This window comes from Haloferax volcanii DS2 (assembly GCF_000025685.1).
Classification (GTDB): domain Archaea; phylum Halobacteriota; class Halobacteria; order Halobacteriales; family Haloferacaceae; genus Haloferax; species Haloferax volcanii.
The window spans coordinates 2,093,249-2,113,788 of record NC_013967.1; the positions used below are offsets into that span (position 1 = coordinate 2,093,249).

General features: G+C 64.2%; 25 protein-coding genes. 9 read left to right on the forward strand and 16 right to left on the reverse strand.

Features of this window, described 5'->3' with window-relative positions; translation table 11 throughout:
• Positions 1 to 132: 132 nt before the first annotated feature.
• Complete coding sequence (locus HVO_RS15415) at positions 133 to 1,167, reverse strand: NAD(P)/FAD-dependent oxidoreductase (RefSeq protein ID WP_004042118.1); 1,035 nt, start codon at positions 1,165 to 1,167, stop codon at positions 133 to 135.
• 156 nt (positions 1,168 to 1,323) lie between these two features.
• Here HVO_RS15415 and HVO_RS15420 point away from each other — a divergent pair, with 156 nt between their 5' ends.
• The 5 genes from HVO_RS15420 (at position 1,324) to msrB (ending at position 4,520) form a co-directional block, all read left to right on the forward strand.
• Positions 1,324 to 2,064, forward strand: coding sequence for an HAD family hydrolase (locus tag HVO_RS15420; RefSeq protein ID WP_004042119.1), 741 nt, complete (start codon positions 1,324 to 1,326; stop codon positions 2,062 to 2,064).
• Entirely contained in the window at positions 2,061 to 2,837 is a 777-nt protein-coding gene (locus tag HVO_RS15425; RefSeq protein ID WP_004042120.1) for an aldo/keto reductase, read from the forward strand. Before HVO_RS15420 ends, HVO_RS15425 begins: the two co-directional genes overlap by 4 nt.
• An 86-nt stretch (positions 2,838 to 2,923) precedes the next feature.
• On the forward strand, positions 2,924 to 3,628 hold the full coding sequence (locus tag HVO_RS15430; RefSeq protein WP_004042121.1) for an RAD55 family ATPase: 705 nt from the start codon (positions 2,924 to 2,926) through the stop codon (positions 3,626 to 3,628).
• 10 nt (positions 3,629 to 3,638) lie between these two features.
• Positions 3,639 to 4,055 (forward strand): hypothetical protein, encoded by a 417-nt coding sequence (locus HVO_RS15435; RefSeq protein WP_004042122.1) that lies wholly within the window; start codon positions 3,639 to 3,641, stop codon positions 4,053 to 4,055.
• A 63-nt stretch (positions 4,056 to 4,118) separates the two neighbouring features.
• Entirely contained in the window at positions 4,119 to 4,520 is a 402-nt protein-coding gene (gene msrB / locus HVO_RS15440; RefSeq protein WP_004042123.1) for a peptide-methionine (R)-S-oxide reductase MsrB, read from the forward strand.
• Between the two features lie 49 nt (positions 4,521 to 4,569).
• Here the strand turns inward: msrB and HVO_RS15445 are convergent, their stop codons facing one another.
• The 3 genes from HVO_RS15445 to HVO_RS15455 all read right to left on the reverse strand — a co-directional run bounded on the left by HVO_RS15445 (position 4,570) and on the right by HVO_RS15455 (position 5,965).
• Complete coding sequence (locus tag HVO_RS15445) at positions 4,570 to 5,022, reverse strand: hypothetical protein (RefSeq protein ID WP_004042124.1); 453 nt, start codon at positions 5,020 to 5,022, stop codon at positions 4,570 to 4,572.
• Positions 5,019 to 5,318 carry a winged helix-turn-helix domain-containing protein gene (locus HVO_RS15450; protein ID WP_004042125.1) on the reverse strand — a complete coding sequence of 100 codons (300 nt, stop codon included), beginning with the start codon at positions 5,316 to 5,318 and terminating at the stop codon, positions 5,019 to 5,021. The genes HVO_RS15445 and HVO_RS15450 overlap by 4 nt, the downstream gene beginning before the upstream one ends.
• Positions 5,319 to 5,524: 206 nt before the next feature.
• On the reverse strand, positions 5,525 to 5,965 hold the full coding sequence (locus tag HVO_RS15455; protein WP_004042126.1) for a hypothetical protein: 441 nt from the start codon (positions 5,963 to 5,965) through the stop codon (positions 5,525 to 5,527).
• A 249-nt stretch (positions 5,966 to 6,214) separates the two neighbouring features.
• Here HVO_RS15455 and HVO_RS15460 point away from each other — a divergent pair, with 249 nt between their 5' ends.
• Positions 6,215 to 6,487 (forward strand): hypothetical protein, encoded by a 273-nt coding sequence (locus HVO_RS15460; protein ID WP_004042127.1) that lies wholly within the window; start codon positions 6,215 to 6,217, stop codon positions 6,485 to 6,487.
• 138 nt (positions 6,488 to 6,625) lie between these two features.
• On the opposite strand, the gene HVO_RS15465 is transcribed toward HVO_RS15460, so the two are convergent.
• Together HVO_RS15465 and HVO_RS15470 are read right to left on the reverse strand one after the other, a co-directional pair.
• Positions 6,626 to 7,054, reverse strand: coding sequence for a universal stress protein (locus tag HVO_RS15465; RefSeq protein ID WP_004042128.1), 429 nt, complete (start codon positions 7,052 to 7,054; stop codon positions 6,626 to 6,628).
• 120 nt (positions 7,055 to 7,174) lie between these two features.
• Positions 7,175 to 8,008 (reverse strand): helix-hairpin-helix domain-containing protein, encoded by an 834-nt coding sequence (locus HVO_RS15470; RefSeq protein WP_004042129.1) that lies wholly within the window; start codon positions 8,006 to 8,008, stop codon positions 7,175 to 7,177.
• A gap of 96 nt (positions 8,009 to 8,104) precedes the next feature.
• Between HVO_RS15470 and HVO_RS15475 the strand changes: the two genes are divergently transcribed.
• Complete coding sequence (locus tag HVO_RS15475; protein WP_004042130.1) at positions 8,105 to 8,320, forward strand: hypothetical protein; 216 nt, start codon at positions 8,105 to 8,107, stop codon at positions 8,318 to 8,320.
• A gap of 148 nt (positions 8,321 to 8,468) precedes the next feature.
• Here the strand turns inward: HVO_RS15475 and HVO_RS15480 are convergent, their stop codons facing one another.
• Positions 8,469 to 9,077 (reverse strand): translation initiation factor IF-2 subunit beta, encoded by a 609-nt coding sequence (locus tag HVO_RS15480; RefSeq protein WP_004042131.1) that lies wholly within the window; start codon positions 9,075 to 9,077, stop codon positions 8,469 to 8,471.
• Between the two features lie 138 nt (positions 9,078 to 9,215).
• Here HVO_RS15480 and HVO_RS15485 point away from each other — a divergent pair, with 138 nt between their 5' ends.
• Positions 9,216 to 9,434 (forward strand): hypothetical protein, encoded by a 219-nt coding sequence (locus HVO_RS15485; RefSeq protein ID WP_004062665.1) that lies wholly within the window; start codon positions 9,216 to 9,218, stop codon positions 9,432 to 9,434.
• Between the two features lie 55 nt (positions 9,435 to 9,489).
• Here HVO_RS15485 and HVO_RS15490 read toward each other — a convergent pair whose 3' ends face one another.
• From HVO_RS15490 to HVO_RS15525, 8 genes are all read right to left on the reverse strand, one after another.
• Positions 9,490 to 10,209, reverse strand: coding sequence for a fumarylacetoacetate hydrolase family protein (locus HVO_RS15490; RefSeq protein ID WP_013035386.1), 720 nt, complete (start codon positions 10,207 to 10,209; stop codon positions 9,490 to 9,492).
• 89 nt (positions 10,210 to 10,298) lie between these two features.
• Positions 10,299 to 10,538 carry a hypothetical protein gene (locus HVO_RS15495; RefSeq protein WP_004042134.1) on the reverse strand — a complete coding sequence of 80 codons (240 nt, stop codon included), beginning with the start codon at positions 10,536 to 10,538 and terminating at the stop codon, positions 10,299 to 10,301.
• A 181-nt stretch (positions 10,539 to 10,719) separates the two neighbouring features.
• A complete protein-coding gene (locus tag HVO_RS15500) occupies positions 10,720 to 11,562 on the reverse strand; it encodes an ion transporter (protein WP_004042135.1) in 843 nt (280 codons plus the stop codon).
• A gap of 82 nt (positions 11,563 to 11,644) precedes the next feature.
• Positions 11,645 to 12,460 (reverse strand): hypothetical protein, encoded by an 816-nt coding sequence (locus HVO_RS15505; protein WP_004042136.1) that lies wholly within the window; start codon positions 12,458 to 12,460, stop codon positions 11,645 to 11,647.
• Positions 12,461 to 12,590: 130 nt separating this feature from the next.
• Complete coding sequence (locus HVO_RS15510; protein ID WP_004042137.1) at positions 12,591 to 13,979, reverse strand: uracil-xanthine permease family protein; 1,389 nt, start codon at positions 13,977 to 13,979, stop codon at positions 12,591 to 12,593.
• A 174-nt stretch (positions 13,980 to 14,153) separates the two neighbouring features.
• Entirely contained in the window at positions 14,154 to 14,699 is a 546-nt protein-coding gene (gene hpt, locus HVO_RS15515; protein ID WP_004042138.1) for a hypoxanthine/guanine phosphoribosyltransferase, read from the reverse strand.
• A gap of 69 nt (positions 14,700 to 14,768) precedes the next feature.
• The gene (locus HVO_RS15520; RefSeq protein WP_013035266.1) at positions 14,769 to 16,463 is read right to left on the reverse strand and encodes an L-lactate permease; all 1,695 of its coding nucleotides are present in this window, start codon (positions 16,461 to 16,463) and stop codon (positions 14,769 to 14,771) included.
• Between the two features lie 585 nt (positions 16,464 to 17,048).
• Positions 17,049 to 18,215, reverse strand: a complete 1,167-nt coding sequence (locus tag HVO_RS15525; RefSeq protein WP_013035157.1) for an ISH3-like element ISH51 family transposase — start codon at positions 18,213 to 18,215, stop codon at positions 17,049 to 17,051.
• A 69-nt stretch (positions 18,216 to 18,284) separates the two neighbouring features.
• Between HVO_RS15525 and HVO_RS15530 the strand changes: the two genes are divergently transcribed.
• Entirely contained in the window at positions 18,285 to 18,947 is a 663-nt protein-coding gene (locus HVO_RS15530) for a DUF6414 family protein (RefSeq protein ID WP_144064041.1), read from the forward strand.
• 507 nt (positions 18,948 to 19,454) lie between these two features.
• Here HVO_RS15530 and HVO_RS20605 read toward each other — a convergent pair.
• The gene (locus HVO_RS20605) at positions 19,455 to 20,423 is read right to left on the reverse strand and encodes a hypothetical protein (RefSeq protein ID WP_144064042.1); all 969 of its coding nucleotides are present in this window, start codon (positions 20,421 to 20,423) and stop codon (positions 19,455 to 19,457) included.
• Positions 20,424 to 20,540 lie beyond the last annotated feature (117 nt).

Here is a 20,540-nt window from a genome sequence, read left to right on the forward strand (position 1 = left end):
CCTCGTTAGGCTTCGGCAACGAAAAAGACACGCCCGAATCGTGCTAGCTCGCGGCACTCCCAGCGGACGGCGTCTCAGTCGGGGCAGACACGGTACTCCGGCGGCGGAAACGTCGAACTGTGTCCGCGGGCGCTACTGCTCGGCGATTCGCTCGCCCGCGTCGACGCCGCTCCAGAGCGCGGCGTGGACCCGGCCCTCACCGACCGTCCAGTCGCCAGCGAAGTAGAGGCCGTGAGACTCCCCGCGGCGGAGTATCTCGCGGTCGGCGACGCCGTCGGGCAGCGCGTACCGCCAGCCCTGGTCGTCCACCCAGTCGGGGTCGCGCAGGCGCTCGTCGCCGAGGAGTCCAGCGACCATCCCCGCGACCTCGTCGGCCGCGTCAGAGAGCGGGTCGTCGTAGTGCGCCTCGGACCACTCGGGGCTCGGTTGGACGACGAGCAGGCTCTCGCCGTCGGGGACGTGGCCCTCCTTGCACTCCTCGCGGGCGACCCAGCCGACCGGGTGGGTCTTGTCGGTGTTGACGAGCGCGTACCACGGCTCCTCGCGCTCGAAGGGGTAGTGGAGGACGACGGTTCGAATCGTCCGGTGCTCGACGCTCCCGATGGCCTCGCGGAGCGCGACCATGCACTGGTCGCCCCAGCCCATCTCGGTGAGAATCCCGGCCGTCTGCGGGGCCGGCGGCGTCAGGAGCACCGAGTCGAACGGGCCGTGGCGCGTCCCCGCCTCGTCGACGACGGACCAGTAGCCGCTGTCGGGGTTGTGGTCGATTGCGGCGACGCGCGTCTCCCGCTCGACGGTCGCGTCGGTCTCCGCGAGCAGGCGCTTCGCCAGTTGGGTGATGCCCTCGGTCCACGTCCACTTGTGTTGGTCGCGGTCGTCGCCCTCGGAGACGACGCCGTCGCCGTCGAACGTCCAGACCGGCTCTTCGATGTCGACCAGCCCCTCTGTTCCCAGTCCGCGGACGAGCCGTTCGGTGCGGCGGTCGTAGTCTTTCACGTAGTTCGCGCCGTGGTCGTACCGACAGCCGTGTCGGCGGCGCGTCGCGGCGCGCCCGCACACCCCGCGGCTCTTCTCGAGAATCGTGACGTTCGCGTTCGCCTCGCGGAGCGCGTAGGCCGCGCCAGCCCCAGCGGCCCCGGCTCCGACGATGCACACGTCGCGAGTCATCTCGCCACCCCGCGTGTGAGTCCAGCCAGCATCGGTCAGACGTGAGGCTTCGAGGCGCTAAAAGACTCGCAACGCGGCGTGATTGGTGACCGTGTTCGCGCCCGCGACCGCGCCCGGAGGCGAAAACGATTCACGTCGCGCCGCCGGAGTCCGTGTATGTACGACTCGGTCATCTTCGACCACGACGGCGTGTTGACGACGCTCGTCGCACTCCCTCCCCTCCGCGACGCGACGTGGGACGCCTTCGACGAACTCGGCGTTTCGGACCCCGACCCGGACCACGTCGAGCAGGTGGTCATCCACGTCACGCCCGAGGACGTGCGCGCCGCCGCCGAGCCCTACGGCCTCGACCCCGAGGCGCTGTTCCGCGTCCGCGACGAACGCCAGTCGGCCGCCCAACGGCGGGCCATCGCCGACGGCCGGAAAGTCCCCTACGACGACTTCGACGCGCTCCGCCGCATCGACGCCCCGATGGGCATCGTCTCCAGCAACCAGCAGGCGACCATCGACTTCGTCGTCGACCACCTCGACGCCGCGGACCTGTTCGGCACCGCCTACGGCCGCGAGCCCTCGATGACGAGCCTCCACCGCAAGAAACCCGAACCCTACTACCTCGAACGCGCCATGGCCGACCTCGGCGTCGAGTCGCCGCTGTTCGTCGGCGACAGCGACAGCGACATCGCCGCCGCCGAGGCCGCGGGCGTCGATTCCGCGTTCATCTGTCGGGGCCACCGCGCCGACCACACGCCGACGCCCGACCCGACCCACGAAATCGCCGGCCTCGACGACCTGCTCGAACTCGACGGCGTCCCGGTCGCGGCCGGCGAGGCGGGCGCGTCCGCACCGTCCGACCCCGCGGCCGACGGCGGCCGCGAGGGCGGAGCGTCGTCCCGATGACCGCCTCGCTCCCCCGCATCGGTCTCGGGACGATGGGCCTCGACACGCCCGACGAGGCCGCCGCCGTGACGACGGCGCTGGAGTTGGGTTACCGACACGTCGACACCGCGCAGATTTACGGGAACGAGGCGGTCGTCGGCGACGCGCTCGCGGCCGCCGACGTCCCCCGTGAGGACGTGACGCTCGCCACCAGGGTCTGGGCGGACAGCCTCGCGCCCGCCGACGTGCGCCGGACGACCCGCGAGAGCCTCGAAAAGCTCGGAACCGACTCCGTCGACCTCCTGTACGTCCACCGCCCCATCGACACTTACGACCCCGAGGCGACGCTTGCGGCCTTCGACGAACTCGTCGACGACGGCCTCGCCCGTGGGGTCGGCGTGAGCAACTTCACCGCCGCCGAGTTGGACGAGGCGCTCGACCTGCTCGACGCACCGCTCGTCGCTCACCAGACGGAGTACCACCCGCTGTTCCAGCGCTCCGAACTCCTCGACCACGCCGAGGAACGCGGCTACGACGTGGTCGCGTACTCGCCGCTTTCGGGAGGCCGCGTCCGCGACGTGGACGAAGTCGTCGCGGTCGCGGAGAAACACGACGCGACGCCCGAGGCGGTGAGCCTCGCGTGGCTGGCCGCGAAGGGGCTGTGTCCCATCCCGAAGGCGTCGAGCGAGCGCCACCTCCGGGCGAACCTCGACGCCGTCTCGCTGGAACTCGACGCGGCCGACGTGGCGGCCATCGACAGTATCGAATCTGAAGTCGAACTGTTTCCCGAGTGACGATTCAGCCGCTCGGTGCCGTCTCGAAGTCTCAATTTCGATACCGGTCCCGGAACGATTATAACACGGCGGGCGAGTGTCCGACCATGCGGATTCCGAGTGGGGTAAGCGGGTTCGACGAGCTCATTCAGGGTGGCTTCCTTCCGCGCCGACTGTACGCCCTGAGCGGACCGCCGGGGAGCGGAAAGACGACGTTCACGGCGCAGTTCATGGCCGAGGGACTTCGTAACGGCGAGAAGTGTATGTACATCACCATGCACGAGACCGAAGACGAACTCGTCAACGACATGTCGAGTTTCGACTTCGGCTTCGAGACGCTCGCTAGTTCCGAGGGCTTTCGCTTCATCAACCTCGTGAGCCCGAAGGGGAAACACATCCTCAATCAGTTCTCACAGACCGGAGGGTCGTCGAGCGTCCAGAGCCTCACCGACAAAATCGTCGCGTTCGTCAACTCCCGGCAGGTCGACCGCCTCGTCATCGACTCGACGATGCTGCTTCGGCTGTTTTTCGCCAACGGCTCCGAGGAGATGACGCGGTTTCTGACGGCGCTCAAGCAGGGCGACGCCACGACGCTTCTCATCTCCGAGATGACGGACCCCTCGTCGTACTCCGACGAGCACTTCCTCGCCCACGGCGTGGTGTTCTTCCACAACTATCTGGAGGCGACGGGGATGACACGCGGCATTCAGGTCATCAAGATGCGCGGAACGAACATCGACTGCGACATCCGGTCGCTCGAGTTCACCGACAACGGACTGGTCGTCGACCCCCGGTCGAAGGTCGACCTCTGAGGTAACAACAATGTACGAACGGGTCTTCGGAACGGACTGGCGGACGATTTCGGACGAGGAGGCCATCCGCCGGATGTACGCCCTCGGCGTCTCCAGCGCGCTCGGCCACCCGAACCGCGGGGAGTTCGAGCGCATCCGCCGGCAGGCCGGCACCGCCTACGGTCGGAGCGTCCTCCAGCTCGCCTTCGAGGAGGGCAAACAACGCGTCGCCCGCAACGAGTCGGAGTACGACTCGAAACAGGACGTGTGGGAGGCGCTCGTCGACGAGGAGACGACGCCCGCCACGACGGGTCGCGCCGACGTGACGATGCAGAAGCCGACGGACAAACAGGGCATCCCCGCCGCCGTCGGTCGGGCGTCCGCCCTCGACGGCGGCGGCGACGACTTCTCTCGGATTCGGCTGCCGGAGTTCCTCCGACGCGGGTAGCCGGCCACACGGCCGACGCGGGTAGCCGACGAACCTTTGGGCGTCCGAACCTTCTCTCGACGCATGAGCGACAGCGAATTCAGCCTCTCCGAGTCCGAGTGGCGCGAGCGACTCTCGGAGGACGCCTATCGCGTCCTCCGCGAACAGGGGACCGAGCCGCGGTTCTCCGGCGAGCACGTCGACCGGAGCGACGACGGCGTCTACCGATGCGCCGGCTGCGGGGCCGAGCTGTTCGACTCGGAGACGAAGTACGACTCGAACTGCGGGTGGCCGAGCTTCTACGCCGCCGAGGACTCGAACATCGAGCTTCGGCGCGACCTGAGCCACGGCATGGACCGCACCGAGGTCGTCTGTTCGACCTGCGACGGCCACCTCGGGCACGTCTTCGACGACGGACCGGAGCCGACCGGCAAGCGCTTCTGTATCAACTCGGTCGCGCTCGACTTCGAGGCGGACGAGAACTAAGCGCCGACAGAACCAGAACGCCGAACCACCGAACACCACCCCGCCTTCCTCACGCCGAACTCTGGTACGTGAGGAACGTCACGGCGACGGCCGCAAACAGGTCGGGCAGGAACGTGAAGGGTCCCAGCCCGCTGCCTCTGAACCCGAGGAACAGCGATGCCAGCGGGTTCGACGTGAGTGCGTACAGGAGCAGCGCCGCCGTAAAGAGGAGTAAGCTCAGCGTAAAGCGGTTCGGCAGCTCCCGGTAGAGCATCGCGTAGGTGCCCGCGAGGAAGCCGAGCGCGACGAGGTTGTACGTCGAGACGAACAGCTTCAACTGGATGAACAGGTCCGGGATGGGCGGACCGCCGTGGCCGCCCGGCTTGTGCGGGCCGAACAGGTCGGGGGCGAACCACGCCACGAGGTCGGGCGTGAACCACGTCACGAGCGCCGCGATGGCGAGCGAGACGCCCACGACGACCGCGGTCCGCCGAACCGGGTCGCGGTTGGACGTGTCGCTCACGCGTCGTCACCTCCGACCGTCACGTCGTCTAAGTCGGCCTTTCGAGCCACCTCGTCGAGTACGTCGAGGTTGGCTTCCATCTGGTCGGTCAGAAAGTACGTCTTTCCGTAGTTGTCACCCATAGTCATCAACACGTTGTTCTCGACGAGGAGTTCCAAGTGGTGCTGTGTGGTCTTGTAGTCGAGGTCGAGTTCGTTCGAGAGTTGGTTGGCGTTCATCGGCATGTCGTCGAGCGCGCGGATAATTCGCAGGCGGTTTCGTCCCCCGCGCGACCCGCCGATAAGCCACCACAGCACACGTCGCATCCGGCTAACTCGTCAAATCCGGACGTAATAAAACGGCAGGCCTCGACTCCGCGACTTCGGCGGCCCGCAGTGGAGTCGTGTGTGGCGGGAGTCGGGCGAGTGGATGTGTTCGGCATGGGGACTGAGGGAGTGCGTCGGTCGCGTTGGGGGGCGGTCGTCAGCGAGGGACACGGGGGCGTCAGCGAGGGACACGGGGGTTAGTTACCGCGCGGCCCGAAGCCGCCGGGTGCGCCGGGGCCGCCCGCGTGTTGTCGTGGGCCGCCACCGCCGTCGCAGGCGAGCGTCGACGTGTCGACGCCGAACTCGGTGAGTTGCTCGTCGACGGCGGTCCGAATCTCCTCGGCCGTCGCGCCGTCGTCGCGCATGTCGGCGACGAGCGTCCAAACCTCGTCGGTCTGCTCGTCGGTCAGGTCGTAGCGGTCTTGCAGGCGGTCGCCCGGGGCGTATCGGGTTTCGTTCGCGGACCCGTTGAACGGGCCGTGCCAGCCGCCGGCGGCTCGGACGGCGGTCCCGTCGGTCGCGTAGACGGTCTCCGAGGCGTGGGTCTGGGCCGCGAGGCCGCCGGCGGCGGCAACCGTCCCCGCGAAGACGAGCGAGGCGACGACGAACGCCACCCCGAGCGTTGTGAGTCTGTTCATGATTCGTTCCTCGTCTGTCCGGTCGTTGGGCGGTTAAAAGAGGATTTTCCGAACTCGAACACGAGTCGGTCGTGAATCCGCCCGGGGTTAGGCCCAAATCACGCCGAAAACCGCTCGCCCGGCGCGGACGAACTGCCGGCGCGCACGACGCATCGAGAAGCCCGCTTTCGCGGCGGTAGGACGGGTCTAACGCACACTCCTTGTGGGTAGTCGACACGTACCAAACTAGGGTGGCAACGTACGTGCTGTATGTCTCGCAGCTACCCGGCCAGTCGTCACCCGACACGGCGGGGCCCGCCGTTCACGCCGTACGCCCTCGTCGTCGCCGGTCTCGTGACGTTCTGTATCGCCGTCCTCGCTCCCGTCGCCGACCTCTCGGCGGGCCTGACGGTGATGAACGTCGCCGTCAGCGGGGCGACCCCGGCGTTCGACGGCGGCACGCTGGTCCTCAGCGGCGGCCTGCTGCTCATCAGCGCCGCCTCGACGTTCTTCGGCGTCCTCCTGTTGCTCCTTCGGCTCTGAATCGCGGTTTGACCCCGGGGCACGCGGCGAGACTCGAAGGTCGGTCGAACTCGGGAAACCGCAGAAGAGTACGCGAGACGCGGGACCTCGGAACCCGCTTCGGTGGTGCGACGTGTTCGCCCACCCGGCGCGGCCGGATTACTGTCGTTCGATGGGGGTGGCGAGCACGGGTATCTTCGACTGGACGACGACCGACCGCGAGACGCTTCCGAGGATGTTGTCCTCGAACCGGGCGTGGGTGCCCATCGAGATGAGCGCCGCGTCTATCTCCTCGGCGAACGCGAGAATCTCCTCGGCCGGGTCGCCGCGGCGGAGTTCGGTGGCGGCGTCGACGCCGTACTCGGCCATCGTCTCGGCGGCCTCGGTGAGCGCGGCCTCGCCCTGCGACCTGAGTTCCTCGTACACCTCGTCGACGCGCTCGTCGGCGAGCGTCAAGAAGGCTCGTTCGTCGACGACGTAGAGCAGGGAGACGGCGGCGTCGCGCTCTGCGGCGAGTTCCGCGGCGTCTTCGACGACCGGCTGCATCGAGTCGCTCCCGTCTATCGGCACGAGGATTGTGTCGTACATCAACTGGGGATTAGGCGGGGACAGTATCACCCTCTTCGCCAGTTCCCGCGCGATGGGAACTACGCGGGACGAGTCTCGACCGGGGAGACGCGATTCCGGAGACGGGTGCGGTGCAGGCGGCTACCCGTCATCGGTCGCGTCGTCGGTCTCGTTTTCGGTGTCTACGTCATTCTCCGGTTCGGTATCACCGTCCGCGGCCTGTTGCTCGGCGTACCGCTCGGCCCGCCGTTTCCAGTCGGTGACCCGCCGCGCCGACACGTCCGCGGCGGCGGCGAGTTCCTCGTCCGACGCCTCGCGGAGCGCCGTCACGGTGTGGATGCCCGCCGTCCGGAGCCGGGTCGCGTACGCCTCGCCGATGCCGCGGATGTTCCGCGGGTCCTCGGGGTCGCGTGCTTCTTCGGCCTCCTCGGCATCGACGCCGCCAGCCGAGACGACCGCCGCGAGCTGTTCGGTCATCGCGTCCACCCGGCCGTCGAGACCGTCAACTCGGCCGTCGATTTCGTCGATGCGCGCCGCGAGGTCGTCGTGAGTGTGCTCGGTCTCCCGGTCGGCGACGCCGGTCACGCCGGCCACGTCCGGGTCGACCCCGGCTTCGACGGTGGTCCGGTCGGAGTCGTCGCTGCCGCTGTCGTCTGTCTCGCCGTCGCCGGCCTCGTGTTCGTCTCCGGCATCGTCGGCTTCGCCCTCGTTTTCGTCTTCGTCACCTTCGGACGCGTCGTCCGCATCGGTGTCGGCGTCGTCGTCTTCGGGCTCGTCTCCGTTGCCGTCGTCCGCATCGGCGAGCGAATCGCCCGGTGCCACGTCGTCGGGGAGGACGTAGACCAGCGCGTCCGCCGGCACGTAGCCGACGACCTGTTTGCGCTTCCTGTCTGCGGTGAGGACGACCCCGCCGGAGTCGAGCGCCTTGTAGCCGCCGCACTCGAAGCTGGTTCCGTCTGTGAGACACACTTTCATAATCAATCATTGGATTCGGGGCAGAATGAGTGTTGCCGCTCCCGTTGTGTGAGAACGAACGGCGGTTTTTCACCGATTCCGCGCCGATATTCGGGCATGATCCGAGCCCTGTTGGCGGCGTTCGGTCTGGTGGAACTGCTCGTTCCGGATAAACTAGTCGCCGTGATGACGCGCCTCGCCTACGAGGACGGCGGCGAGATGACGGCGAAACCGTGGGTGACGACGGCGGCGCGCGTCGAGGGAGCGGTGCTCCTGTTGGTCGCGCTCGTCGGCCTCCGCGGTCGGTGCGGCGGTGACGGCGACGACGCATAACTGCGTCTCGCGGGCGTCGCGACGCCGGTAATCCGGCCCGCGAAAGAAGCGACCGCGGCGAGAGAATATGAGACTGTGCGCAGCAGTCGGTCGCCGAGCGACTCGTGGTCCGGCGCGTCAGCGCGTCGGCGCGACGCGTGCGACCGATTCAGGCGAGTCGCGCGAACGCGAGCGACCCGCTCGTGTTCTTGATGTAGATGCGGACGGTCTGTCCTTCCTGCGCGCCGGGCACGAAGATGGTGTACTTCCCGCGCTGGGCGACGCCGTCGCCCTTGCGGCCGGTCCCGGTGATTTCGACCTCGTAGGTGCGACCCTCTTCGACGGCCTCGCGCTGGCGCTTGTTGCTCACGCTGGAGCGCTTCTGGACCGGGCGGAAGGCACCGCAGGCCTCACAGCGAAGCATGTCGACGCCGTCCTCGGTGACGAGGCGAGTGTCCGGCAGGCCGCACTCCGAGCAGATGACGTACTCCTCGACGTAGCCGTCGATGGCCTCTTCGAAGTCGTTGATAGAGAACGACCCGCTGTATCGGGCGCGGTCGCCTTCCAACTGGCCGCTGGTCCCGAGCGTGCGCTGGATGGCGCTGTGGAGGTGCGCGGGCGTCCGCGAGAGCGCGTCCGCGATTTCCCCGAGGTTGGTGAGGCGGGTGAACGCGCCGTCGGTTTCGCCGGACGGGTCCGGCACCGTGAGGCGTTCCTGTTCGACGTTTCGTTCCGGTAGGACGTTGAGCGCTCGGTCGAGCGCAGTCTGATACTCCATAGGGGTTCGAGTGTCTGGCGACGTATAGCCGTTCCGTGACCGTCTTTGCCGCGGCACCGACGCGCCGACTTCGTTTCAGCATCTCCGACGACGGAACCGAACGCCACGCCTTGGGTGCTGCCCCTCGAACGACTCGTCATGGGCTACACGTGGCAGTACTACGACCTCGTACTTCTCGGCATCCTCGGGAGCCTCCTCGCCGGCGTCGTCGTCGGCCAACTCACGCCGATGGAGCCGCAGACGACGCTCGTCGGCTTCAGCGCCCTCGCCGCGGTCGTGATGGCGCACGGCCTGTTCGTCAACGGCCCCGTGGACGAACCGGCCGACCTCGGCGACGAGGTCGAGGCGCTGAACTGAGCCGGGCGACTGACGGCCGCCGGCCACCGCCCGCAATCGGTCGCCGGCAGCCACCTCACTCGCCGTCGACGACGCGATTCGTGAGCGTGCCGACGCCCTCGTACCAGATTTCCACGTCGTCGCCGGGTTCGACCAGTCCGGGATTCGCCGGGCTGCCGAACGAAATCACGTCGCCCGGCTGGAAGGTGTAGCGCTCCGAGAGGAACGAGACCACTTCGGCGGGCGAAAAGAGCATCCGTTCGGTGTTGGCCTCCTGCCGGAGTTCGCCGCCGACGTGGGTCGTCATGTCGATGTTCGACGGCTCCACGTCGGTCTCAATCCACGGGCCGAGCGGCCCGGAGCCGTCGAACGCTTTTCGAGCCGTTCGGCCGGGCTGGTCGAGCGCGTCGAGGTCGTTGAGAATCGTGTAGCCGCGGACCACCTCGTCCACGTCTTCTTCGGCCACGTCAGAGCACTCGCGGTCGATGACGGCGGCCAGTTCGCCGGCGTACGTCAGCTCGTCGGTCCAGTCGGGGTACTCGATGTCCGCGCCGGGGTCGAGCACCGACACCGGCGGCTTGATGAACCAGTCGGGCTGGTCGGGGATATCGTAGTCCATCTGGTCGACCGTCGCCGCGTAGTTCCGGCCCACGCAGTAGAGCGCGGTCGGGTCGCAGGGCGCGAGCAACTCGGCGTCGACGCCGACTTCGTACTCCTCGCCGTCGGCCGTCACGACGCCGTCGTCGTACCGGCCCGAGACCACTCCGCCGTCGGTTCGAATCCGTGCCAATCGCATTACTCGCCCCTGCGTCGGCCACTCACTTCAAGCGACGTGCCTCCGCAAGCGGGTACGAGAAAACCAGACGCGCGGGCCGCCGCCGCGACTCAGTCGGACGCGGACGCCCGATTCATCCGGGGCATCGACCGGTTCTCGCGGTCGACGAGGTTGTGGATGCGCTCGGTGCGCGTCGATTCGAACTGGCGCTGACACCGGGCGACGCCCGACGCGGAGTCGGCGGGGTCGACAGGGGCGGCGCGGTCGGGGGTGGTGGTCTCGCGTTCGGCGGACCGTTCGCGGTCGGTTCGCAGGGTCGGTTCGTAGGTCGGGGTGGCGTGTGTGCTCACGATTTCGGGATGGGTTCGGGTCGGTCGGACGGCTGTGCGGCGACGAGAAGGGTTAGCGACGTACGCGTACGACCGACATTGTTGTACCCGGCAGTACAGACTAATCTATAATAAATATTCATGTTCGAACGGCGGGCGCGTTCTCGGCCCGCGAACCGTCTGCCCGGCCGGAGCCTCGCCTTCACTCCCGCGAGTCGTACTCCTGATAGATGACGTGGCCGCAGGACTTGCAGTGCGAGGCGTCGGCGTCGTGGTAGGCCAGCCCGCAGTTCTGGCAGGTGACGTTGACCTTGTCGCGGTGGCCCCACTCCTTGACGATTTTGCTCGCCTGCCACGGGATGAGGATGACGCCTGCGAGGATGGCGGCGACCGTCACCCACCGCCCCGCCTCGGTCCCCGGGACGATGTCACCGAAGCCGACCGTCGAGAGCGCGACGACGACGAAGTAGAAGGCGTCGCCGAACGACCCGATGTTGGGATTCACCCGGTGTTCGAACGAGTAGAACATCCCCGCGGCGACGAAGAAGATGGTGAGCACCGTCAACAGCAGTTTCATGACGCGGAGCGTCCCGACCGAGACGGTGCCGAAGAAGAACTCCTCGTCGCGCGTAAAGCGGTAAAACCGGAGGACGCGGACCACGCGAATCGCCCGCAGGAAGCCGATGTTGGCGGCGACCGACGAGACGGGAAGCACGAGCACCGCCAGCGTCGGCAGGATAGCCAGCAGGTCGACGAACGAGTAGACGTTGAGCAGTTCGGCGGTTCGGTCCCGCGCGCCGTAGAGTCGGAGGAGGTACTCCGCGAGGAACACGATGGAGACGGCGGCCTCGACGGACCAGAGCGTCGACTGGACCGACGCCGAAAGCGGGTAGGTCTCGGCGACGAACATCCCGACGAAAAGCAAGTTGAGCCCGAGGAGCGCGATGTCGATGGCCTTGCCGACCGCGGTTCGATGGTCGAGGAGATAGAACCTGACCACGTCCCGCGGCGTCTCGCGGCGCGACCTCCGCGCGTGACCGTCCATACACCGTCTTCGGGGCTGGGCTACTTATACAGTCGTCCGCGAGGTGATGGCCCGACGGCGGGGGGACCCGGCGGCGACCGCCTCAGAGGACGATAGCGCCCTCGGGGAGTAGCTCACGCTCGGTCCGCCGGGCCTCCTTGCCCTCCTCGACGAGCGTCGGCTGGTCGACCGGCTCCGAAAACCGGTTCGGGTCCGGTTCGACCCGCTTGAGCATCGACGAGAACACCGGCCCCTTCCGGCCGCCGGCGGAGGTGATACCGCCGTACTGTCGCTCCTCGAACGTCGACTCGTCGGGGCTGGGGAACTCCTCGCGGATGATTTCCGCGGTGTCTCTGATGTACTCGGCGGCCTCCTTCTGCGAGTAGAGGCTCTCGTTGTAGTAGCGCTCGGCGTACTCGTCGTCGAGTTCCTCGGTGGAGTGTTCCGGCGACTCGTAGAGGACGGACTCCGTGGTCGTGTGGCCGCTGGCGAAGCGGATGTTGACGGTGAAGCAGTCGGGATACCGCAGGATGATGGGGAAAAACAGCATATCGGTGACGGTGATTCGCTGTTGCATCCGCCAGAGCCCCTCGAAGTAGTAGGCCGTGAGCGCGCCGACGCGGTCGTCGCGCGCCCCGCGGTTGTACGCCATCGCAATCTCCTCGTAGTCGTCGCCGGCGATGTGTCGACAGCGTCGCTTGTAGCTCTTGGCAATCCCTTCGAGTTGCGTCTCGTAGGCTTCGAGCAGGGAGATGTCGGGGTCGGCGAGCATATCCGCCTTCCGCTCTTGGGCGTCCGCGATGTTCATCATGTTCTCGTGAAACAGCCGCTCGGCGTCCTCGTTCGGCAGCGGCGTTCTGACTGCCTGCCGGTACAGCACCCGCGTATCCCCGTTGAATGTGACCCGCTGCTCGCTCATCTCGTACACCGGTAAGGCTGCGGACAGAAATGAACTCGTCGGTAATCCGGACTCTTTCCCGACAGTCGTGAGACACGAACTATAACCCACCCATTGAAACCGGAACCAGTTACCATCTGTTCGATGCGTGTCAGTCGTCGGTTGACGCGCGACCGTCCGCGCCGTCGGCGGCGTCCGCGGCGACCGACTCGTCGGCCGCGTCGAAAAGCGGGCTCTGGTCGCCCGGCGCGAGCGTGTTGAGCACGAGCGCCGTCAGCGCGGTCACGATGACCGGCTCGCCGAAGAACGTCGCGGCGGCCTGCGGGAGCCCCGAGAGCGCGTCGGGTCGCGTGGCGACGCCGAGTCCGAGGCCGAGCGAGGCGGCGACGACGACCATGTTGCGGCGGTCGAGGTTCGTGTGGAGGAAGACGAGGCGGACGCCGCTGGCGGCGACCATGCCGGCCATGAGCAGGACCGCGCCGCCGAAGACGGCGCTCGGGATGGTCGCGACCGCCGCGCCGACTTTCGGGCTGAGGCCGAGAACGGCGAGGACGACGCCCGCGATGCCGACGACGTAGCGGCTCATCACGCCGGTGAAGTTGACGATACCCACGTTCTGCGAGAACGAGGTGACGGGGAACGCGCCGAACACCGAGGCGACGGAGCTCATGAGACCGTCGGTAAAGAGGCCGCCGCGGAACTCCTCGTCGGTCGGGTTGCGTCCCTCGGCGGCGGTGATGCCGGACATGTCGCCGACGGTCTCCATCGCGGAGACGAGAAACAGGAACGCGAAGGTGACGATGGGGACGGGTTCGAAGGTGACGCCGAACGCGCCGGGCTGGGGAATCGCGAACCACGCCGCGTCGGCGATGGGCGAGAAGTCCACCACGCCGAGCGGGACGGCGACCGCGTAGCCGACGGCGATGCCGACGAGCGTGCTCAGGAGTCGCGTGATGCCGTCGGTAAAGAGGTTGAGCGCGATGGCGACCCCAAGGACGAGCGCCGCGAGGCCGATGTTGTGGGTCGCGCCGTAGTCGGCGGCACCGACCCCGCCGGCGGCGTAGTCCATCCCGACCGGGACGAGATAGAGACCGATGATGACGACGACGAGGCCCGTCACCAACGGCGGGAAAAAGGGTTTGATGCGGTCGAACTGCCAGCCGATGAGTCCCTCGACGAGGAAGCCGGTGACGAGAATCGCGCCGAACACCGCGCTCAGGCCGTAATCGATGCCGATGGTTGTCGCCGCGCCGACGAAGGTGAAACTCGTCCCCATCACGATGGGGAGCCGCGAGCCGACCGGCCCGACGGCGTACGCCTGGACCACGGTGGCGAGCCCCGAAAACAGGAGCACCATCTGGACGACGTAGGCCGTGTCGGCGACGCCGAGACCGACCGCGCCCGCGACGATGAACGCCACGGCGGTCGCCGGGACGATCATCACCGAGACGTGCTGTATCCCGAGGAGAATCGACTCCAGCAACGGTGGCCGGTCGTCGATTTCGTATTCGAGGCCGAGTTCACCGCTCTCGTCTGCCATCTGTACTCGCCACGAACGACTCCCGTTCAATAATAGTTTCGCGTTCGAGCGTATTTCACTGCACTTGGTGCGATGTATTGGACACAGACGTGCATACTTGGCGGGCGAGTGGGGGAACTGACATCGCACCGACTGCACCGACTGCACCGACTGCACCGACCCAGCTGGCTCGGCTCAGTGAATCTCGACGCCGTCCTCGTCGACGCTGATGTCCACGAGGCTCGTCGCCTCGTAGTCGGTGTCGTCGAGGGCGGTCTCGCCGACCTTCCGGATGGCGACGACGATGTCGGAGACCTCCGCGCCGATGTCGTCGAGCGCGCCGCAGATGGCCGCGAGCGTTCCGCCGGTCGAAAGCAGGTCGTCCACGACGAGCACGCGGTCCCCGTCTTCGATGTCGTTGATGAACATCTCCGATTCGGAGTAGCCGGTCGTCTGGTGGAGCGCGACTTCGCCGTCGAGGCCGTACTCGCGCTTGCGGATGACGACGAGCGGCACGTCCGTCTGAAGGGAGAGCGCGGTGGCGATGTGGATTCCCATTGCCTCCGGGGCGACGATTTTGTCCACGTCGAGGTCGGCGGCGCGGGTGATGCCGACGACGACCTCGCGCAGGAGTTGCGGGTCGAGCATCGGCACGCCGTTGCTGATGGGATGGACGAGGTAGGAGTAGCCGTCCTTGTCGATGATGGGCGCTTCGTGTAGGGACTCCTCGAGTCGCTGCATGGGGTCCGTTTCACGAATTGGCCCAAAAGTGGTTCGCTCTCTCGGGGACCGGCGTCGCCCCACCGCCGCCTAGAACACGCCGGGGGCGACGACGTAGACCAGAAGCGACCCGACGACACCGACGAACAGCGCGAAGACGACGGTCGGCACGACCACCTTCCGGAGGATGTCGCCCTCGCGGCCCGCGATGCCGATGACGCCGGAGATGGCGGCGATGTTGAGGACCGATATCATGTTCCCGACGCCGCCGCCGACGTTCTGAATAGCGACGACGAGCGCGCGGGAGATACCGACGTCGGCGGCCGCATTGTACTGCAGGGCGTTGAACAGGATGTCCGACGTGGTGTTGCTCCCGGTGACGAAGGTTCCGAGCGCGCCGATCCACGGGGCGACGACGGGAAGCGCCGCCCCCGCCCCTTCGGCTAACACCAACGAGAGGACGTTCATCATCCCGATGGTGTCGGTGGGGTTGATGCTCGACTGAATCATGACCTGCGTGAGCGAGACGGCGACGACGAGCGTCACCGCCGCCGTCGCGACCTGCCGCCCGGACTCGACCCAAGCGTCGGCCATCTCGCCGGCGTCCATCCGGTAGAACAGGCCGGTCAGGACGGCGACGGGGAGAAACGGCATCGTCCCCGGGAGGTAGAGATACGCCAGCGACCACTCCATCGTCTCGTACCCGAATATCCAGTAGGGGCCGACGGTGAACCCCTGTAAGACGGACACGAGGTCGAGCGTCGGCCAGCGCGTGACCAGTAACACGAGCGCGACGGCGACGTACGGTGCCCACGCCATCCAGACCGGCATCCGCTTTCGCGGTTCTTCGGTGTCGAGCGACGACGGGTCGAGGCCGCCTAACCACTCGTCGAGCCAGCCCCGCCGGTCGGGGAACGTCCATCGCTCGGACGGGACGAGCACGCCCCGGTCGGCCATCACGACGCCGACGGCGAGGACGGCGAACCCGGCGGCGATATCGGGGAGCGCCGGGCCGATGAACCACGCGACGGCGAGCTGCACCGCGCCGGTCAGCCCGCCGAGGACGAGCGCGAACGGCGCGATGGGCGCGGCGGTTCGCGCGGCCCCGCGAACCGACCGCTCGTCGTCGTCACCGAACCAGTAGACCAGCAGGAACACGCCGAGGAGCCCCCAGAACGCGAACGTCAGCCCAGTCATGACGCCGGTCCACGCCGAGACTAACTGCCGGAACGGCCCGCCCGCCATCGCCGCCGGGAGAATCGACTCGATTTGGCTGACGCCGCCGATAATCGGCGTCCCCGCGGCCCCGAACTGCGGGTTCGGCGCGTTGAAAAACAGCCCGAACACCGCCGCCGCCAGCGGCGGGAAGCCGAGGCCGATAAACAGCGGCGCGGCCAGCGCTCCCGGTGTCCCGAAGCCCGCGACGCCCTCGATAATCGTCTCGAAGCCGAGGCCGATGAGGAGCAACTGGATGCGGCGGTCGCGCTCCAGCCGGCGGAAGTACCACCGAATCGTCTCGATGGAGCCGCTGACCTCCAAGTAGTTCATGAGCAGAATCGCCCCGAAGACGATGAGGACGATGTTGAGCCCCTCAAGCGCGCCGTACACCGCGGCTCCCGCCCACGCTGTCGGCTCCATACCCCACACTGCGAACGCCAGCGCCGTCGCCAACACCCACCCGACCCCCATTGACCGCGCCGCCGACCACCGAAGCCCGGCGAGGAGGACGAACGCGACGACGATTGGGACGCTCGCCGCGAGTGCCAAAATCACGACTGAAGTCATTGTGTCTTTCTGTGTGTTTGTGACCGAGTTTGTTGTAGTACGCGCACCGTTCTCTGTCCCGTCCAACCGAAAGCAGGCTTAAGAGAGTCGAGCGACAAAGTCACCGGGTCGCGTGACACAGGCTACGGACTGATGGACTTCGAGTGAGAAAGTGGCCTCGGCACTCACGACTCACAATCTATCCATAGTGAATGTGTTTAGCGGCTCTATAGAGTCCGCTGTGCCCGTAACAACCAGAACTCAGAGGTTTGATTTCGAGTCATATCCTCAGCAAGAACTTTCACCCACTCATCACAATTAGGTGTTCATGAGCACCAACGACCGGCAGGACCGGGTTCCTGGGTTCGTCTATCTGGACATGGACCGAGTAAAATCCATATCGTCCCGTATCGATGAAGGTTCAGTACCTCACAAAGCATCCTCGCCTAGCTGTCTCTGAAGCCTGAATTCTGTGGCCGAGCGGTTGCATTGGCGGTCTCGACGACAGAATCATGGACGGATCGGCGGAGAGCCGTCGCTGTCGGCGGCGGCTGCCGCCGACGCGACAGCGTCGCCACTCCCACTGTTGGCTAGCCCGGTCGGGAGTTACCGGTGGAACCGGTCGTCTGGTGGTCGGTTCGCGGGGACGGCCCGACGCACCGCGAGGGCCGTCCACGCTGCTCGACGGACCATATTGATGAACTCCTTGAACGACCACTCCCAGAGGCGACGCCCCCCACGGCGGGGCGTCGCCACGTACTCCCAGTGCAAATACCGCCAGACGTTCTGTAACAGCAGGCTCACCACGACGTACAACAGCCGTACGACCGGATTCTGTGTCGAGGTCGTCGCGATACTTTGCTCGGAGAGTCGATAGCTTGCCTCGATACCGAAGCGTTTCGCGTAGTGGTATCGAGCGTCCCGTGGTGAGTCGATGAACGGCGCGTCAGCGGCGTAGCCGTGACGCGCCACGCCATGTTCGTCGTACCGTCCGTTCTGGTAGGTACAGTCGATGTAGACGGGAAACTCGACGGTCCAGCTGTGACCGTCGAGTTTCGCTGTCAGACTGTGCTGAATCACGCGACTCCACCCTTCTGAGAGTTCTCGCTTGATCGTCCGTCCCCAGCGGACGATCGGCATGACGTAGGCGTGGTTGTGCGCCTGAAGCAGCGTCAAACACTTGCTGTCGTAGAATTCGCGGTCAAGATAGACGGCCTTGACACCGAGGTCAAGGCCGTCGAGAATACCGAGGAACTCTGCGAGGACACTGCTGGCGGTGTCGCCGTCTTCGAGACGGCGCACCGCCAGCGTGTAGCGTTTGTTCTTCACGCGTGCGTACAGTGTCGCGTACGCGTGAAACGCGGTGGTTCCACGCTTCGCTTGTGAGTGATACAGGCCGTCTGTATCGTCTTCGTCGCCGTAGTAGGGCCGCAGGTGGAGGTCTGCGCAGACCTCCACCTGCTGGGGAAGGACGTCGAGAACGTCTTTCTGGAGGAGCGTGTTCCCGATTTGTTCGAGCGTCTCGAGGTCGAACTTGGTGCGGAGATGGTAGAGAACCGAGTTTTCGTGAGGTGCATCTTCGCTTCTCTTGCAGAGTGTAGAGACCGAGGTCCCGTCGGCGCAGGCGCCGACGAGGACCTCGTAGATGTCTTCAGCATCGAGTTCAGCGTTTTCAGCGAGTGAGAGAGCAACTTCCTCGTCAAGAGAGTTGACGAGGAAGTTAAGGAGCTGGTCCTCGTGGATTTCATCGTCTGTTTGCTGGTTGTTGGACACATCTTCAGCAAGCAGACCTTCTAACTAAACGGCTTTGTGAGGTACTGAAGTTATCTCGATTCGGATAATTTGGAGACGAGAATCACAGTCACTGGACCTTATCGATTTCAGGAGCTCCGTGATGAGATTGAGGACGCGGGAATTTCCATACATGACGGGAGCAACCCAGACCAGCTATCTAGGGGTGATGTTGTAGAGGTGTCTGGAAAGCTGAAACCGATGTCTCTGTTCAAATTCGAGATAGCATTCAAAGCATTTCTCGATATAATGGACAATGAAACTCAACAGTACTTGCAGGAAATCGATTATCAGGACCAACAGGTCCAAGAGGAGATATCGGAAGAGGATGTTGAGGAATTGAAGAACATGCTCAATCTGATACAGAGGTTTGCGGGAGACAAGATTCCACTACGAGCTGACGTGGATAGCCACCCATTTGGCATCCCTCTCGACCGAAACCACATGAGAAGTAACCCGGAGAGAGTGTTCTTCGAGGATAGGGAATATACCGTCTTTGGAAGAGTAGAAAACCTCATTCAGGATGCAGAGCAGTGGGACCCCGCAGCGGTAACGGATATTATCGACACATACGTTCCACAGGAACAAACGGGAGAGGAGATGCGGACCATACTCAAGCAGGTTTCGAGGGAGTTCAATATGCAATTGAGCGATGAAGATTTCATAATCAAGTCTCCAGGGAGCATTATCCACCCAATCGCAGTTCACTGGTAGCGGTCACTCATACAATTCTAAGGAACACACTCGGACGAGCCATTTTAGACGACTTTCTATTCCGGCGGTTCAAGAACGAGAGAAGGGAAGTTACCGATTCTCACTGTGTGACTCACATCTCGACTAGTAGAGTCGATACCTCGATAGTAGTGACTGGGGCCTATGTGACCTCTCAGAGTGTACTCTATTCGCCTGTTGATTACGACTGTCCTCTCTCAGAGGGTAGCAGACGCGATTCTCTGACATTCGTGCACTTCTCTTCGCGAATGTATGGATAGAAAGCTGGCCTCGGCACTCGAACCAGTAATTATTACCGACTCACGAAACAATTTATAGAAGATGTCTGATTCACGCCTAAACCGATAGACTGCGAGGGGATATCTATCGAGATACTCCCTATGTTATGGAATACTCCCTGACGAAAGAGAATCTTCAACGCGAGGGTGAGGGACAAAAATACAAACCTGGTCCGGCTAAGACGAATGATTCTATCGGAACGTCGTCGGATTAGAAATCGCTCAATGCTCGCTGATAGATTTTATATCGGTCTGCTACGTGAGCAGCACCTTCTGAAACACCTTCTTCACAGGACTCCTGATAGTACCTAAGCTCTCGCCCAAACTTGTCAATTCCAAATGCGCAAATGAGTGCGACTTCTGCAGTAGAGATTGCAGAGTAAGCTAACAATCGGATTGCCCTGTCGATGAACTTGATGTAGCCCGGCCCGTACAGCCGACTGAATATCCCTCCATGTTCGTAGTTGGCCCATTCTCGGAGTAGCTTGAATACGTGGTAGAAAGTAGAGGTGTCCCGCCCATTATCCCATGTACTGATATTTTTTGCTTTGCTATATACCGCATTCATTTGACGCTCATAGTGATTTGCATATTTTTCCTCACGCTGACCACGGATTTCAGGTATCCATTCTTCATTTTCAACGCCAATGAAGTACGGAAATGGTTTCCTGAAGTCGAAGAATTGCCCAGAAGAGGGAGCAAAATTAAACGGATACCCATAGAGACCACGGGCTCGTGAGGACATAAACTGATTAGAGTGTTTTCTTAGCGTAGCCTGATGCGAATTAGATAAATCAGAATCATCTTTAGTACGGATAATTGCTGAGGCAGACTTGTATAGTGCGTAATAGCACATCGTGATTCGCCATTCAGCAGTTTTCATCCTCTCTTCGGGCCCAGCATCAACCGGGTCACTCAAACAATATTCATCCCTCCAAGCATTAGTCAAATTCCGGAAAGCCTTCTCCGCATAGATTCTATCTGAACCAGACCGATTGCGAAAGAACCCCAGAAGTTGACCTCGATTTTCCACGGCGAATTCAAGAGTTGCATAAATAATGTGCTCCTTCAACCGTTCAACGTCACTATCGTTACTTGCCTCAGCTAAATTCAAACCCCAAACGCTCTGTTCATCTGAATCGATTTCAGAGGATGGCGCAACAGAATTGTCCAGCCCCATATTTTGGTCCCGCCCATACTCATAGGCCCAATAATACCCGTTTGCTATTGTTTTAAAAAATTGACCTACGGGTATCGCCTGCTCCGCAAATCTCCGAGCAGTATGCGACATTTCTCT